The sequence below is a fragment of the Amycolatopsis sp. NPDC104819 genome (assembly GCF_055583145.1).
Genome location: NZ_JBVJON010000004.1, coordinates 160,116 through 175,048, shown reverse-complemented (window position 1 = coordinate 175,048; position 14,933 = coordinate 160,116). Strand labels below are relative to the sequence as shown.

Below are 14,933 nucleotides of genomic sequence, written 5' to 3'. Positions count from 1 at the left end.
GGTGGCCTTCCGCGCGTTCGGGGAAATATTTTGTCGGTGCCGGCGCTTACTGTGACAACGTGACCCTCGCTCCGCCCCGCTCCCGTCAAGAGCTCCCACCTGCCGAGACCGTCGGCTGGGTCCGCAGGCTGTCCGCCGCGGCGTGGGAGCACCGCGCGATCGTCGTGCTGTCCCTGGTCGCCGCCGTGCTCAGCGTCGGTGTGCAGGCCGCGAGCCCGCTGCTCGTGCGCGCGGCGGTGGACGACGCGGTGGCGGGGCGGACCGGCGCCCTGCCCGGGATCGCGACCTTCCTGGTGACGTTGCAGCTGGTGGCGTTCGGCACCGCGTTCCTGCGCCGGTACTTCGGCGGGAAGCTCGCGCTGAACGTCCAGCACGACCTGCGCCAGCGCGTGTTCAACGCGGTTTCGCGGCTGGACGGCGGAAAGCAGGACGCGCTGCGCACCGGCCAGGTCGTCTCCCGCGCGATTTCGGACCTGCAGCTGGTCACCGGGATCCTGATGCAGATCCCGCTCTCGTTCGGCTCGGTGATCTTCGCGCTGCTGTCGTTCGTCGCGATGCTGTGGATGTCGCCGGTGCTGACGCTGATCGCGCTGGTCGTCACCCCCGCGGTCGGCATCATCGTGACGCGCAGCCGCAAGCGCCTCTTCCCGGCGACGTGGTCGGCGCAGCAACGCGCGGCCGATGTCGCGCAGCAGGTCGAGGAGACCGTCACCGGCGTTCGCGTGGTCAAGGGCTTCGGCCAGGAGACGCGGGAAGTGAGCCGGCTCGAGAAGACCGCGCGCAAGTTGTTCGGGGAGCGGCTTCGCGCGGCGAAGCTGTCCGCGGTCCCGACGGCGACCACCGCGGCCCTGCCCGCCGCCGGCCAGGTCGCTGTGCTCGGCATCGGCGGTGTCCTCGCGTTGAACGGCTCGATCACGCTCGGCACCTTCCTCGCCTTCGCGACCTACCTCGCGACCCTGATCGGCCCGGCCCGGATGCTGTCCGGCCTGGTCGTGCAGGCCCAGCTGACCCGCGCCGGCGCCGAGCGCGTGTACGAGCTGATCGACGCGCAGCCGGAGGTCGTCGACGCTCCCGACGCTCGCCCGCTGCCGGAGGGGCCGCTGGGTGTGGAGCTCGACGGCGTCCGCTTCGGGTACACCCGCAGCGAACCGGTGCTGGACGGGCTTTCGGTCACCGCGAACCCGGGCGAGACGCTCGCGCTGGTCGGCACCGCCGGGTCGGGGAAGTCGACGATCTCGTTGCTGCTGCCCCGCTTCTACGACGTCCACGCGGGCTCGGTGCGGGTCGGCGGCCTCGACGTCCGGGACGTGCCGCTGCGGCAGCTGCGCCAGGCCATCGGCGTGGTTTTCGAAGAGGCCTTCCTGTTCTCCTCCTCGATCCGGGACAACATCGCGTACGGCCGCCCGGACGCGAGCGACGAGGAGATCGTCGCCGCGGCGCGCGCGGCCGAGGCGGACGAGTTCATCCGCGCGCTGCCGGAGGGCTACGAGACGCTGGTCGGCGAGCGCGGGCTCACGCTCTCGGGCGGGCAGCGGCAACGGCTCGGGCTGGCGCGGGCCCTGATCACCGATCCGCGGATCCTCGTCCTCGACGACGCGACGTCGGCCATCGACACCGTCACCGAGGCGGCGATCCACGACACCCTGCGCTCGGTCACCGCGAGCCGCACGACCCTGCTGATCGCGCACCGGCGTTCCACCCTGGCGCTGGCCGACCGGATCGCGGTGCTGGACGAGGGCCACGTCGTCGACGTCGGCACCGAGGCCGAGCTGATGGCGCGCTGCCCGCTGTTCCGCGAGCTGATCGCCGGGCCGGGTGACGACGTCGAGGAGAAGCACCGTTGCGAAGGCCTCGACTGCGGCCCGGCCGGGATCACGCCGTCGCTCTGGCCGCGGGCCGAGCGCGACGAGGTCGAGGACCTGGCCGAGGCGGCGCGCCGGCGCAGCGGCGACCCGAACAGCAGCGGGTTCGTCGGCGGGGGCGGCGGCCTCGACGTGCCGCCGACCCCGGAGCTGATCGAGGGCGTGCGGCGGCTGCCGGCCGCCACCGACGAGCCGCGGCTGTCCGATGTGGACGTCACCGCGCCCGACCCGCGGTTCCGGCTGGCCGGGCTGCTGCGCCCGGTCCGCTGGCCCCTGCTGCTGGTGATCGGGCTGGTGGCGGCGGACGCGGCGGCGTCGATCGCGCTGCCGGGGCTCTACCAGTTCGGCGTCGACCACGGTGTCCGGACGGGTGTCGAGTGGATGATCTGGCTCGCCGCCGGGATCGGCGCGGCGGTGATCGCGGCCGACTGGCTGGTGGTGTTCGCGCAGACGCGCCTGACCTCACGGGTCGGCGAGACGGTGCTGTACGCGCTGCGCGTCCGCAGTTACGCGCACCTGCAGCGGCTCGGGCTCGACTACTACGAGCGGGAGCTGTCCGGGAAGATCATGACCCGGATGACCACGGACGTCGACGCGCTCTCGACGTTCCTGCAGACCGGGCTCGCCACGGCGGTGGTCAGCGCGCTGACGCTGGCCGGGATCACGGCCGCGCTGCTGGTCACCGACGCCGGGCTGGCGCTGTTCGCGCTGGCGATGGTGCCGGTGCTGGCGGTGGCCACGGTGATCTTCCGGCGCGCGGCGTCGAAGGCGTACAACGAGGCCCGCGAACGGGTCAGCGTCGTCAACGCGGACATGCAGGAGAACGTCAGCGGGCTGCGCGTGGCGCAGGCGTACACGCGCGAAGACCGTTCCGCGGCGGCGTTCGCCTCGCGCAGTGACGACTACCGGCGCTCGCGGCTGCGGGCGCAACGGTACGTCGCGACGTACTTCCCGCTGGTCGCGCTGATGTCCGACCTCGCGATGACCACGGTGCTGGTGGCCGGCGCGAACCGCGTCTCGGCAGGCACCCTGTCGGCCGGGGTGCTGCTCGCGTTCCTGCTGTACCTGCAGCAGTTCTTCTCGCCGATCCAGCAGCTGTCGTCGGTGTTCGACGGCTACCAGCAGGCGCGCGTCGGCCTCGACCGGATCGGCGACCTGCTGCGGACGCCGACGTCGGTGCCCGCGGCGGACAACGCCGTGGCGGTGCCGGAGCGGCTGCGCGGCGAGGTTTCGTTCAAGGAGGTCGAGTTCTCCTACACCGGCGCGGAGAGCAAGGCGCTGGCGGAGTTCTCGCTGGACGTCGCGGCCGGCGAGACGATCGCGCTGGTCGGCGCGACCGGCGCCGGGAAGTCGACGGCGGTGAAGCTGGTGGCGCGCTTCTACGACGCCACCGGCGGCGAGGTCCGGGTCGACGGCACGGACGTGCGCGAGTACGAGCTGGCCGGGCTGCGGCGCCGGATGGGCGTGGTGCCGCAGGAGGCGCACCTGTTCTCGGGCACGGTGGCCGACAACGTCCGCTACGGGCGGCCGTCGGCGTCCGACGCCGAGGTGGAGGCCGCGGTCCGGGCGGTGGGCGCGTTCGACGGCGTCGCGGCCCTCTCGGCCGGGTTCCTGCAGCCGGTGGGCGAACGCGGCCGGTCGCTGTCGGCCGGGCAGCGCCAGCTGGTGGCCCTGGCCCGGGCTGAACTGGTCGACCCGGACGTCCTCCTGCTCGACGAGGCGACGGCGGCCCTGGACCCGTCGACGGAGGCCGCGGTCCTGCGGGCGACGGAGCACCTGGCCCGCCGCCGCACGACGTTCGTGGTCGCCCACCGCCTCGCGACGGCGGCCCGCGCGGACCGCATCGTGGTCCTGGACCACGGCCGGATCGTGGAGACCGGAACCCACGAGGAGCTCCTGGCGGCGAACGGCTACTACGCCCGCCTGTGGTCCCTCGGCTGACCACCGAAAGTTCGTGGCCGCGTGCCCGGGGCGCTGGGAGCATGGCGGGCATGTTCGAAGAGAAGCGGGTTCCCGACCGGCAGGTACGAGCAGCGCGGACCGAGACGACGGTCCGGGTCTACCAGGCGTGCTCACCGGCGATCGCCGACGCCGCGCTCGAGAAGCAGACGTTCGCGGGACTGGACGGCACGACGTGGCTCACGCCGTCGTTCCGGTGGGCGGCCTACGACAGCGGCAACGGGAGCAAGCCCGGCCACGAGCGCATCCTCGCGGTCGACATCACCCGCGAGGGCTTCGAGTGGGCCCTCTCGCACGAGGGTCCGGTGCTCATCCAGTGGGACGCCGAGCGAGACCTCGACCACACACCGCTGTACTTCGAAGCGATCCGGATCGGCTTGACCGGTGAAGCGACCGGTCAGTACGCCGAGGAGTGGATCACCGCCATCACCGACGTCACGGCCGTGATGCGCGACATCTCCGGGCTCCTCGCCACCGACCAGCTGCACAAGGCGGTCAAGCTCGTCCCCCACGAGCCGCCGTACCCGCTCGGCTGAGGCGGTACAGCTAAGGCAGCGCCCGCCACTTCAGCGAGCCCATCCCGGCCGCTTCGATGTCGGGCTGCGAGGCCCACCGGACCGTGCCCGGCCGGACGTGCACCCCGGCGCCGACCAGCCAGTCGGGCTCGTCCGGCGACACGTGCTCCATCTCTTCGAAGTCGGCCAGCGTCGGCCAGACCGCTTCGCACGAGTCGCACATCAGCACGACCGTGCCGGACTCGGTGACCAGGGGCCGGACCAGGCCCTGGTCCCAGAACGACGGACATTCGACCAGCCACATCCACCCAGGAGAACCCGCGCCGGTGAACACCCGCGGGCGATGGCGCGAACCCCGCCTGAAACCCCTCGAAACCCTGTACCGGGTACAGGGCTTAAGGTTCCCTTAGCACATCTTGATCGAGTCAGTGACCGATCCCCTAGTGCGCCACGCCTCACACAGGCCGGTTCCATCACATCGGCGTCACCGAGGGGGTTAGCCTGGTAGGCGCATCAACGGATTCAAGATCGAGATCGAGACGGATAGAGGCGAGCCCAAGCCGTGTCCAGCAGCAGCCCTGCGTCACAGTTCGGCCCCAACGAGTGGCTGGTCGAAGAGATGTACGACCAGTTCCTCGCAGACCCCAGCTCAGTCGATGCCGCGTGGCACGACTTCTTCGCGGACTTCAAGCCGACGCAGAGCGCCCAGGCCAAGGCGGACAACGCCCGGCAGAAGGCCGACGCCAAGCCCGCGACCAACGGCCAGGCGTCGGCGCCGTCGTCGAAGGCGGTGCAGAACGCGGAGTCCGCGGCCAAGCAGACGTCGACGCCGGCCGCGCCCGCCAAGGCGGCGCCCGCGAAGGCCGCCCCGAAGCCGGCCGCCAAGGCCGCGCCGAAGGCCGAGGCCAAGACGGACGCGAAGCCGCAGGCCAAGGACGAGCCGGAGTCGAAGCAGCTGCGCGGCGCCGCGGCCGCCATCGCGAAGAACATGGACGCCTCGCTGAGCGTCCCTACCGCGACCAGCGTGCGCGCGGTCCCGGCGAAGCTGATGGCCGACAACCGCATCGTCATCAACAACCACCTCAAGCGCACCCGCGGCGGCAAGATCTCCTTCACGCACCTCATCGGCTACGCCATGGTGCGGGCGCTGAAGAACTACCCGAACCTCAACCGGCACTACCAGCAGATCGACGGCAAGCCGTTCGCGATCACGCCGGAGCACGTCAACTTCGGGCTCGCGATCGACATGAAGGGCAAGGACGGCTCCCGCAACCTCGTCGTGGCCTCGGTCAAGAGCGTCGAGGACATGACGTTCCTGCAGTTCTGGCAGGCCTACGAGGACATCGTCAAGAAGGCCCGCAACAACAAGCTCACCGCGGACGACTTCGCGGGCACCACGATCTCGCTGACCAACCCGGGCGGCATCGGCACCAACCACTCGGTGCCCCGCCTGCAGGCCGGCCAGGGCGCGATCATCGGCGTCGGCGCCATGCAGTACCCGGCGGCGTTCGAGGGCACCAGCGAGAAGACGCTGGTCGACCTCGGCATCAGCAAGATCATGACGCTGACCTCGACGTACGACCACCGCATCATCCAGGGTGCGGAGTCCGGCGAGTTCCTCAAGCGCATCCACCAGCTGCTGCTGGGCGAAGACGGCTTCTACGACGACGTCTTCACCAGCCTGCGCCTGCCGTACGAGCCGATCCGCTGGGTCGCCGACATCCCCGAGGGCCCGGTCGACAAGACCGCCCGCGTGATCGAGCTGATCGACGCGTTCCGGATGCGCGGCCACCTGATGGCTGACACCGACCCGCTGAACTACCGCCAGCGCAGCCACGCCGACCTGGACGTCCTGTCCCACGGCCTGACGCTCTGGGACCTCGACCGCGAGTTCCCGGTCGGCGGCTTCGCCGGCCAGGAGCGGATGAAGCTGCGCGACATCCTGGGCGTGCTGCGCAACTCGTACTGCCGCACGGTCGGCATCGAGTACACGCACATCCTCGACCCCGAGGAGCGCCGCTGGATCCAGGAGCGCGTCGAGATCCCGCACGAGAAGCCGGACCCCGCGGTCCAGAAGTACGTGCTCTCGAAGCTGAACGCCGCCGAGGCGTTCGAGACGTTCCTGCAGACCAAGTACGTCGGCCAGAAGCGGTTCAGCCTCGAAGGCGGCGAGACGGCGATCCCGCTGCTCGACACGCTGCTCGACAAGGCCGCCGAGCACGAGCTCGACGAGGTCGTCATCGGCATGCCGCACCGCGGCCGGCTGAACGTGCTGGCCAACATCGTCGGCAAGCCGATCTCGCAGATCTTCCAGGAGTTCGAGGGCAACCTCGACCCGGGCCAGGCGCACGGCTCCGGCGACGTGAAGTACCACCTCGGCGCCGAGGGCAAGTACTTCCGGATGTTCGGCGACGGCGAGACGAAGGTGTCGCTGACGGCGAACCCGTCGCACCTGGAGACCGTGGACCCGGTGCTCGAGGGCATCGTCCGCGCGAAGCAGGACCTCCTGGACAAGGGCGGCGAGGGCTACACCGTGCTGCCGGTCCTGATGCACGGCGACGCGGCCTTCGCGGGCCAGGGCGTCGTCGCCGAGACGCTGAACCTGTCGCTGCTGCGCGGGTACCGCACCGGCGGCACCGTGCACGTGATCGTCAACAACCAGGTCGGCTTCACGACCGCGCCGGAGCACTCGCGCTCGTCCCAGTACGCCACGGACGTCGCGAAGATGATCGGGTCGCCGATCTTCCACGTGAACGGTGACGACCCGGAGGCCGCGCACTGGGTGGCCAAGCTGGCCGTCGAGTACCGGCAGGCGTTCCACAAGGACGTCGTGATCGACCTGATCTGCTACCGCCGCCGCGGCCACAACGAGGGTGACGACCCCTCGATGACGCAGCCGGCGATGTACGACATCATCGACACGAAGCGTTCGGTGCGGAAGACCTACACAGAGTCGCTGATCGGCCGCGGGGACATCTCCGTCGAAGAGGCCGAAGCCGCGCTGCGCGACTTCTCGAGCCAGCTGGAGCACGTCTTCAACGAGGTCCGGGAGCTGGAGAAGCACCCGGCGAAGGCGAGCCCCTCGGTCGAGGAGGAGCAGCAGGTCCCGGCCAAGGTGGCGACGGCGATCACCACCGAGACGCTGGAGCACATCGGCGACGCGTTCGTGAACGTGCCCGAGGGCTTCACCCCGCACCCGCGCGTCAAGCCGGTCATGGAGCGCCGTCACAAGATGTCCCGCGAAGGCGACATCGACTGGGCGTTCGGCGAGCTGCTCGCGTTCGGTTCGCTGGCGATGGAGGACCGGCTCGTCCGGCTCTCCGGCCAGGACTCCCGCCGCGGCACGTTCACCCAGCGGCACTCGGTGTTCATCGACCGCAAGACGGGCCAGGAGTACTCGCCGCTGCAGAACCTGGCCGAGGGCCAGGGCCGCGTGATGATCTACGACTCCGCGCTGTCGGAGTACGCGGCCGTCGGCTTCGAGTACGGCTACTCGGTCGCCAACCCCGAGTCGCTGGTCATGTGGGAAGCGCAGTTCGGTGACTTCGTCAACGGCGCGCAGACCGTCATCGACGAGTACATCTCCTCGGGCGAGGCCAAGTGGGGCCAGCGCTCGGACGTTGTGCTGCTGCTGCCGCACGGCCACGAGGGCCAGGGCCCGGACCACACGTCCGGCCGCATCGAGCGGTTCCTCTCGCTGTGCGCGGAGGGCTCGATGACGGTGGCGGTGCCGTCCACCCCGGCGAACTACTTCCACCTGCTGCGCCGCCACGCCCTCGACGGCATCCAGCGCCCGTTGGTCGTCTTCACGCCGAAGTCGATGCTGCGCAACAAGGCCGCGACGTCTGCGACCGAGGACTTCACCGGCCAGAGCCGGTTCATGTCGGTCATCGACGACGTGACGCCGGACCCGGCGAAGATCCGCAAGGTGCTGCTGACCTCCGGGAAGCTGTACTGGGAGCTGGTCGCGGAGCGGACCAAGCGCGAGGCGCACGACGTCGCGATCGTGCGGATCGAGCAGTACTACCCGCTGCCGAAGCGGAAGCTGGTGGCGGCACTGGAGCGCTACACCAACGCGAAGGACGTCGCGTGGGTGCAGGAGGAGCCGGAAAACCAGGGCGCGTGGCCGTTCTTCGGCCTGAACCTGCCCCGGAAGTTCCCGGAGCTGCTCTCGGGCCTGCAGGTCGTGTCGCGCCGCCCGATGGCGGCGCCGTCGGCCGGCTCGTCGAAGGTGCACGAGGTGGAGCAGAAGGCGCTGATCTCGAAGGCGTTCGACTGATCGCTTGACCACGGCGAAGGCCCCCGCACCATCGTGCGGGGGCCTTCTCCGTTCTCAGCCGAGTGACTGCGAAGCGGCTTCCGCCAGCTTGTGCGCGTTGCGCCGGCAGCGGTCCACGTTCCGGTCCTGCTCGTCGGCCGCCTGGACGAGCACGATCACGTCGACGTTGCCCTGGTAGAACCGCACGCCGCACTGCAGGCTGTCGCTGCCGTGCGGGTCGGTGTCCGCGGCCTTCGTCGCCTGCCCGATCCCGGCGGTGATCGGCTTGCCGCCGTCCTCGACCGCGTTGTCGTACCCCGCCGCGGCGTACCGGGTGCCCGCGCCCGAGCCGGGCTTCACCGACTTCGACAGGTACATCGTCACCTGCCCGGACGAGGACCCGGACTTCATCCAGGAGCAGCTCAGCTGCATCAGCTCGAGCTCGTCGTCCGAGGAGCTGCCGGGCTCCGGCGGGGCGTCACGCACCAGCGGCGGCAGGCCGTTCATCCGGCTGCCGACCTCCGGGCACCGCGGCAGCGAGGTGTACTTGTCCGGCTCGCCGGCGGCTGACGTCGTGGGCGCCGGCAGGGACCGCTTCTCGTTCCCGGGTGTCAGCAGGAAGAACGCGCCGACACCGACGCCGGCCAGCACGAGGACGCCGGCCACGACCAGGACGACGATCAGCGCGGTTTTCCCGCCGGACTTCGGCGGCGGGTAGCTGGGGTACTGCGGGTAATAGGGTCCTTGCTGCACGATCCGGACATTAGGCCAAACACTGCGTCGAGGTCGGCGTTTCGGGACAAACCACCCGGACGGTCCGGAATCGATTTCCCTCTTCCGCCGGTTCGCGGCAAGGTGACGACCATGCTGATCCGCCGCGAAACCCCTGCCGACCACGCCGCGATCCACACGATCCACAGCGAGGCGTTCCGGCGCGAACCCGGCGTGACACCGGTGGAGGCGCCACTGGTGGACGAGCTGCGCGCCGACGGCGACCTGGTCGACGCGCTGTCCCTGGTGGCACTGCGCGACGGCGAGCTGGTCGGGCACGTGTGCTGCAGCCGCGCCCGGGTCGGCGACAACACGACGTCGGCGGTCGGGCTCGGCCCGCTCGGAGTGCTGCCCGCACACCAGGCGACGGGCGTCGGCTCGGCCCTGATGCACGCAGTCATCGCCGCGGCGGACGCCCTCGGCCACGGCTTGGTGGTCCTGCTCGGCAGCGACGTCTACTACCCGCGCTTCGGCTTCGTGACGGCGTCGACGCTCTCGATCATCGCGCCGGACCCGAGCTGGGGCAAGCACTTCCAGGCGCGGGCGTTGACGGGCTACCAGCCCACGCAGTCCGGCGCGTTCGAGTACGCACCGGCCTTCTCGCGGATCTAGGACTTCAGGTTGTTGCGCGCCAGGAAGTCTTCCGCGATGTCCAGCGGGTTCCGCTTCTCCTCCGTGAACTCGACGTTCAGCCGTGTCAGCTGCTCGGTCGTCAGCGCCGCCGAGACGCGGTTCAACGCGGCCGTCTCGGAAGGCGACAGCGTTCCCTTGGCCACCAGCGGCACGATGTTCTGCGCCGGGAACATGTTCTTGTCGTCGACCAGCGGCACGAACCCGTTCGCCTCGATCGTCGACGACGTGCTGAACAGGTCCGCCACCTGGACGTCACCCGACTTCAGGGCCGCCACCGTGACCGGGCCGCCGGTGTCCGTCGTGCGGATCTCCTTGAACTCGCAGCCGTAGAGCTTCTTGATCTGGTCCTTCCAGCGGCTGCTCCACTGGCCCGGCCCGCCGAACACCAGCTCGCCGCAGCGCTTCCCCAGGTCCGAAAACGTCTTGATGCCCGACGAAGCCAGCTGCGCTCCGACGACCAGCAGGTCCTTGTCCTCGGCCGGCGCCTGATCCAGGACCTCGAAGCCCGCCGGGATCTTCTGCTTCAGCTGTGTGTACACGTCCTGGGACGTCGTCGCGGAAGTGTTCTTGTCGAAGTACCGCAACAGGTTCCCGCTGTAGTCCGGCACCACCGACAGCGACTTGTCCTGCAGCGCCTTGACGACGACCTCGCGGCTGCCGACCGGCGGCCGGACGGTCACGTTCGTCGCGCCCGCGTTCTTCAGCGCGCCGGCGTAGATCTGGGCCAGCAAAAGGCTTTCGCCGACGTCGGACGCGCCGATGATGATGTCCCCATTGGACCCACCTTCGCCGCCGCCCGCCAGCGGGTTGCCGCAGCCGGCCACCAGGACCAGGGCGGCCACCACCAGACCGAGCCGCTTCATGCCGCCACCTTCTTGCCGGTCGCCGCCGCCGTCGCCAGCCGGACACCCTTGGGGACCAGCGCGCGGTTCAGCAGCGCGAACAGGACGTCGAGCACGATCGCGAGCACCGTCGTCAGCAGTGCGCCGGCGATCACCTCGGAATAGTCCAAAATGGCCAGTCCGTCGAGCAGGAACCGGCCCAGGCCACCGAGTCCGACGTACGCGGCCACCGCGGCCGTCGCCACGAGCTGCAGCACGGCGTTGCGGATCCCGCCGAGCACCAGCGGCAGCGAGATCGGCACCTCGACCTTCCAGAGCCGCTGCCAGCCGGTCATCCCGATGCCCTGGGCGGCGTCGACGACACCATGGTCGGTCGCCTGCAGCCCGGCGTAGGTGCCGGCCAGGATCGGCGGCACGGCCAGCACCACGAGCCCGATGATCGTCGAGGTGACGCTTTCGGTGAAGAGCAGGAACAAGAACGTGACGAGCCCGAGCGTCGGCAGCGCGCGAATCGCGTTGCCCACGCTCACCAGCGCGACACCACCGCGTCCCGTGTGGCCGACGAACAGTCCCAACGGGACGGCGATCACCAACGCGATCACGAGCGCCAGCACCGTGTAGCCGAGGTGCTCCAGCAGCCGCTGCGGGATGCCGTCCGGGCCGGACCAGTGCGCCGGGTCGCCGAACCAGTGGAAGAGATCGGTGATCATGCGACGGCCACCCCCGCGTTCCCGGCCCGTTCCCACGGTGTCAGCAGGTTCCGGATCCCCACCAGGACCAGGTCGACGACCAGGGCCAGCACCAGTGTCAGCACGATGCCGACGACGATCGGCGAGAAGTACTCCCGCTGGAAGCCGTCGGTGAAGAGCACCCCGAGGCCGCCGGTGCCGATCAGCGCGCCGACACTGACCAGGCTGATGTTGCTCACCGACGCCACGCGCACGCCGGCCGCGAGCACCGGCACCGACAGCGGCAGTTCGACGGCGAAGAAGAGCCGCACCGGCTTGTAGCCGACCGCCGTCGCCGCGGCGGTCACCGGCGGCGGCACGGCGTCGAGCGCGTCGAGCACCGGGCGGACCAGCAGCGCCGTGGTGTAGATCGTCAGCGCGACGACGACGTTGACGCTGTCCAGGATCTTCGACCCGATCAGGCCGGGGATGACGACGAACAGCGCGAGCGACGGGATCGTGTAGAGCAGGTTGGCCAGCACCATGAGCACCGACCGGGCGGGCGCCCAGCGGTGGCCGAGCCAGCCGGCCGCGATCGCCAGCACGATGCCGATGACCAGCGGGAGCAGCGCGAGGTAGACGTGGTCACCGAGGTCAGCGAGGATCTGTTCGCGGTTGTTGCCGCTGCCCAGGTATCGCCCGAGCTCGTCGAAGAAGCTCATGAGGCCTGGGGCGTCGCCTCGATCACGTCCAGGACCTGTCTGGCGACGACGCCGCCGAGCACGCGGTGGTCTTCGTCGACGACCACGCCGAGGCTGGCCGGTGACGACAGCGCGGCGTCGAGCGCGCCGCGGATCGGCGTGCCGTGGATCCACAGTGAACCGCCGGCGACGAGGTCTGCTTCGGACAGTGCGCCGTCCACTGTGGAGTTCGGCGGCAACCAGCCGCGGGGCTGCTTGTCGGAATTGACCCCGAGCCGCCAGCCGTCGCTCGCCGGGACCGTCGCGCCGATCTCGACCAGCTCGATCTCCTTGACCTCGACCCCTTCGGCGGAGAGGAAGGACAGGCCGCGGTAACCGCGGTCGCGGCCGACGAACGACGCGACGAAGTCGTCCACCGGGTGCCGCAGCACGTCGGCGGGGGTGCCGTACTGGGCGAGCTTGCCGCCGACGCGCAGCACCGCGACCTTGTCGCCGAGCCGGACGGCCTCGTCGATGTCGTGCGTGACGAACACGATGGTCTTGCCCAGCTGGGACTGCAGCCGCAGCAGCTCGTTCTGGAGGTCCTCGCGCACGATCGGGTCGACGGCGGAGAACGGCTCGTCCATCAGCAGCACCGGCGAGTCCGCGGCGAGCGCGCGGGCGACGCCGACCCGCTGCTGCTGGCCGCCCGAGAGCTGGGCCGGGTACCGCTTGCCGAGCTCGACCGGCAGGCCGATGGTCTCGAGCAGCTCGGCCGCCCGCTTGCGCGCCTTCGCCTTGTCCCAGCCGGACAGCAGGGGCACGGTGGCGATGTTGTCCAGCACCGTCCTATGTGGAAAGAGGCCGGCGTGCTGGATGACGTAGCCGATGCCGCGGCGCAGCAGCGCGGGGTCGCCCTCGGCGACGTCCTTGCCGTCGAGCAGCACCTGGCCGCCGGTGGGCTCGATCATCCGGTTGATCATCCGCAGCGACGTCGTCTTGCCGCAGCCGGACGGACCGACGAACACGGTGATCGTGCCGTCCTCGACCGTCAGGTTCAGCTTGTCGACGGCGACCGTCCCATCGGGATACTGCTTGGTCACGTCGCGGAATTCGATCGTCACTTGCCCACTCCCCATGTCAGGTCCAATCGACCGTAGCCGAGTCGGCGGTGGTTGGCACGCTGTTCCGGCAGGTGGTGACTACGCTCTGAGGACGTGAACGCTCTCGACGACGTCCTCGCCAAGCATGGCGTCGGCGTCCGCCCGCTGCACCGCGTCATCGACCTGCTGCGCACGGGCGACCACGACCTCGGCGAGCTGGTCCGGCTGAGCACGGCGCCCCGGCGCAGCGTCGAAGACGTCCTCGCCGCTTTGGGTGACGACCTCGACCGCAGCGGCGACCGGCTGCGGATCTCCCCCGGCGTCGCGGCGTCGTACCTGCAGTACAGCGCGCCGGGTTACGCCGACCCACTCGACGAAGCCGTCGCGACGCACGAGCTGCTGCCGAAGGTCGCCGAGTGGGTGGCCGAGGTGCCGCCGCCGCTGGCCGCGCTCGACCACGTCCAGGCCACGCCGGAGACGGTGCTGCGCCGCGCGCTGTGGCTGGACGCGCGCTACGACCTCGCGTCGGCGCGGCTGCTGTTCCTCGGCGACCACGACCTGACGTCGCTGGCAGTGCGGGCGGTCTGCCCGGCGGCGTCGCTGACCGTCGTCGACCTCGACGAGCGGGTCCTCGCCTACCTGGACGACCGCGGCGAGCGCGAGATCCGGACCGCGCACGCGGACCTGCGGGTCGGCCTGCCGCCGGCGGTGAACGGCTTCGACCTCGTGTTCAGCGATCCGCCGTACACGCCGGAAGGCATGGGCCTGTTCGCCGCGCGCGGGGTGCAGGCGCTGCGGGAGCCGAGCGAGGGACGGCTGCTGTTCGCGTACGGCTACAGCCCGCGGCACCCGGCGCTGGGCGCGCAGGTGCAGCGGTCACTGGCCACGCTCGGACTGACGTTCGAGGCGATCCTGCCGGGCTTCAACTCCTACTTCGGCGCGCAGGCGATCGGCAGCGCGGCGGACCTGTACGTCTGCCAGCCGACGGCGAAGGCCAAGAAGGTCCGCAGCGGCAAGACGATCTACACGCACGGGCCGCAGTCGGTCGAGGCCGCCGGCACAAAACCGGCGCTGCTGGAGAAGCTGAAGGAGATCGCGACCGCGGACGGGCTCTCGTTCGAGTCACGCCCGGTGGACTGGTCGATCTCCGGCCCCGAGGGTGACGCGGTGGCGATGGACCTCTCGGCGGACCCGGGCCCGTGGCTGCTGCGCACCCTGCTGGGCACGAACGCCCGCAGGCTCGCGCTGCTGCTGCCGAACGCGCACCCGGACCTGGCGGACCAGGCATCCCAAACCGCGCTCGCGGACCTCGTCCGCGGCAAGTACACGCTGCGGTACCGGCGCAGCACCCCGGACAACCGGCACGCGGTGGTGGTCGCGGACGCGGTGGAGCACCAGAGCGAGGTGCTCACCCGCGCCCACGCCCGGCTGGCGAACGTCGCCCTGGACGTCCCCGAAGACCTGCGGGACCTGCGCCTGGTCGACGTCCCCCGCCACCGCCTCGCCGCCCTGGGGGGGGGGGGGGGGGGGGGGGGGGGGGGGGGGGGGGGGGGGGGGGAAGGGAAGAGCCCCACCTCTCCCCGTGTTTGGGGGGGGACTGGGTGTTTCGGGTGAGGCGATCTCAGAGGGTGGGGTTCACCCC

11 protein-coding genes are annotated in these 14,933 nt (G+C 70.6%); 5 read left to right on the top strand and 6 right to left on the bottom strand.

Features of this window, described 5'->3' with window-relative positions; translation table 11 throughout:
* The first annotated feature begins 59 nt into the window (after positions 1-59).
* A complete protein-coding gene (locus ACZ63E_RS13590; protein ID WP_465336240.1) occupies positions 60-3,803 on the top strand; it encodes an ABC transporter ATP-binding protein in 3,744 nt (1,247 codons plus the stop codon).
* A 50-nt stretch (positions 3,804-3,853) separates the two neighbouring features.
* A complete protein-coding gene (locus ACZ63E_RS13585; protein ID WP_465336239.1) occupies positions 3,854-4,357 on the top strand; it encodes a DUF4291 family protein in 504 nt (167 codons plus the stop codon).
* A 10-nt stretch (positions 4,358-4,367) separates the two neighbouring features.
* Here ACZ63E_RS13585 and ACZ63E_RS13580 read toward each other — a convergent pair whose 3' ends face one another.
* Positions 4,368-4,640 carry a hypothetical protein gene (locus tag ACZ63E_RS13580; RefSeq protein ID WP_465336238.1) on the bottom strand — a complete coding sequence of 91 codons (273 nt, stop codon included), beginning with the start codon at positions 4,638-4,640 and terminating at the stop codon, positions 4,368-4,370.
* Between the two features lie 258 nt (positions 4,641-4,898).
* Between ACZ63E_RS13580 and ACZ63E_RS13575 the strand changes: the two genes are divergently transcribed.
* Positions 4,899-8,615 carry a multifunctional oxoglutarate decarboxylase/oxoglutarate dehydrogenase thiamine pyrophosphate-binding subunit/dihydrolipoyllysine-residue succinyltransferase subunit gene (locus ACZ63E_RS13575; RefSeq protein WP_465336237.1) on the top strand — a complete coding sequence of 1,239 codons (3,717 nt, stop codon included), beginning with the start codon at positions 4,899-4,901 and terminating at the stop codon, positions 8,613-8,615.
* A 54-nt stretch (positions 8,616-8,669) separates the two neighbouring features.
* Here the strand turns inward: ACZ63E_RS13575 and ACZ63E_RS13570 are convergent, their stop codons facing one another.
* Positions 8,670-9,347 (bottom strand): hypothetical protein, encoded by a 678-nt coding sequence (locus ACZ63E_RS13570; RefSeq protein ID WP_465336236.1) that lies wholly within the window; start codon positions 9,345-9,347, stop codon positions 8,670-8,672.
* A gap of 111 nt (positions 9,348-9,458) precedes the next feature.
* Here ACZ63E_RS13570 and ACZ63E_RS13565 point away from each other — a divergent pair, with 111 nt between their 5' ends.
* Complete coding sequence (locus ACZ63E_RS13565) at positions 9,459-9,977, top strand: GNAT family N-acetyltransferase (RefSeq protein WP_465336235.1); 519 nt, start codon at positions 9,459-9,461, stop codon at positions 9,975-9,977.
* Here the strand turns inward: ACZ63E_RS13565 and ACZ63E_RS13560 are convergent.
* Genes ACZ63E_RS13560 through ACZ63E_RS13545 form a run of 4 tightly spaced genes read right to left on the bottom strand, consistent with a single transcriptional unit; the run spans position 9,974 to position 13,312 of the window.
* Positions 9,974-10,861 (bottom strand): ABC transporter substrate-binding protein, encoded by an 888-nt coding sequence (locus ACZ63E_RS13560; RefSeq protein ID WP_465336234.1) that lies wholly within the window; start codon positions 10,859-10,861, stop codon positions 9,974-9,976. The two genes, ACZ63E_RS13565 and ACZ63E_RS13560, sit on opposite strands and share 4 nt — an antisense overlap.
* The gene (locus tag ACZ63E_RS13555; RefSeq protein WP_465336233.1) at positions 10,858-11,550 is read right to left on the bottom strand and encodes an ABC transporter permease; all 693 of its coding nucleotides are present in this window, start codon (positions 11,548-11,550) and stop codon (positions 10,858-10,860) included. The genes ACZ63E_RS13560 and ACZ63E_RS13555 overlap by 4 nt, the downstream gene beginning before the upstream one ends.
* Positions 11,547-12,230: an ABC transporter permease gene (locus ACZ63E_RS13550; protein ID WP_465336232.1), complete on the bottom strand. Its 684-nt coding sequence runs from the start codon at positions 12,228-12,230 to the stop codon at positions 11,547-11,549. Before ACZ63E_RS13550 ends, ACZ63E_RS13555 begins: the two co-directional genes overlap by 4 nt.
* Positions 12,227-13,312 carry an ABC transporter ATP-binding protein gene (locus ACZ63E_RS13545; protein WP_465336231.1) on the bottom strand — a complete coding sequence of 362 codons (1,086 nt, stop codon included), beginning with the start codon at positions 13,310-13,312 and terminating at the stop codon, positions 12,227-12,229. Before ACZ63E_RS13545 ends, ACZ63E_RS13550 begins: the two co-directional genes overlap by 4 nt.
* A 93-nt stretch (positions 13,313-13,405) precedes the next feature.
* On the opposite strand from ACZ63E_RS13545, the gene ACZ63E_RS13540 reads away from it, so the two are divergent.
* Entirely contained in the window at positions 13,406-14,905 is a 1,500-nt protein-coding gene (locus tag ACZ63E_RS13540) for a bis-aminopropyl spermidine synthase family protein (protein WP_465336230.1), read from the top strand.
* The last annotated feature ends 28 nt before the right edge of the window (positions 14,906-14,933 follow it).

Excerpts from the sequence above, each read along its gene's own strand:
- ACZ63E_RS13585 (WP_465336239.1), top strand. The coding sequence starts at position 3,854 with ATGTTCGAAGAGAAGCGGGTTCCCGACCGGCAGGTACGAGCAGCGCGG.
- ACZ63E_RS13580 (WP_465336238.1), bottom strand. The coding sequence starts at position 4,640 with ATGTGGCTGGTCGAATGTCCGTCGTTCTGGGACCAGGGCCTGGTCCGG.
- ACZ63E_RS13565 (WP_465336235.1), top strand. The coding sequence starts at position 9,459 with ATGCTGATCCGCCGCGAAACCCCTGCCGACCACGCCGCGATCCACACG.
- ACZ63E_RS13560 (WP_465336234.1), bottom strand. The coding sequence starts at position 10,861 with ATGAAGCGGCTCGGTCTGGTGGTGGCCGCCCTGGTCCTGGTGGCCGGC.
- ACZ63E_RS13555 (WP_465336233.1), bottom strand. The coding sequence starts at position 11,550 with ATGATCACCGATCTCTTCCACTGGTTCGGCGACCCGGCGCACTGGTCC.
- ACZ63E_RS13550 (WP_465336232.1), bottom strand. The coding sequence starts at position 12,230 with ATGAGCTTCTTCGACGAGCTCGGGCGATACCTGGGCAGCGGCAACAAC.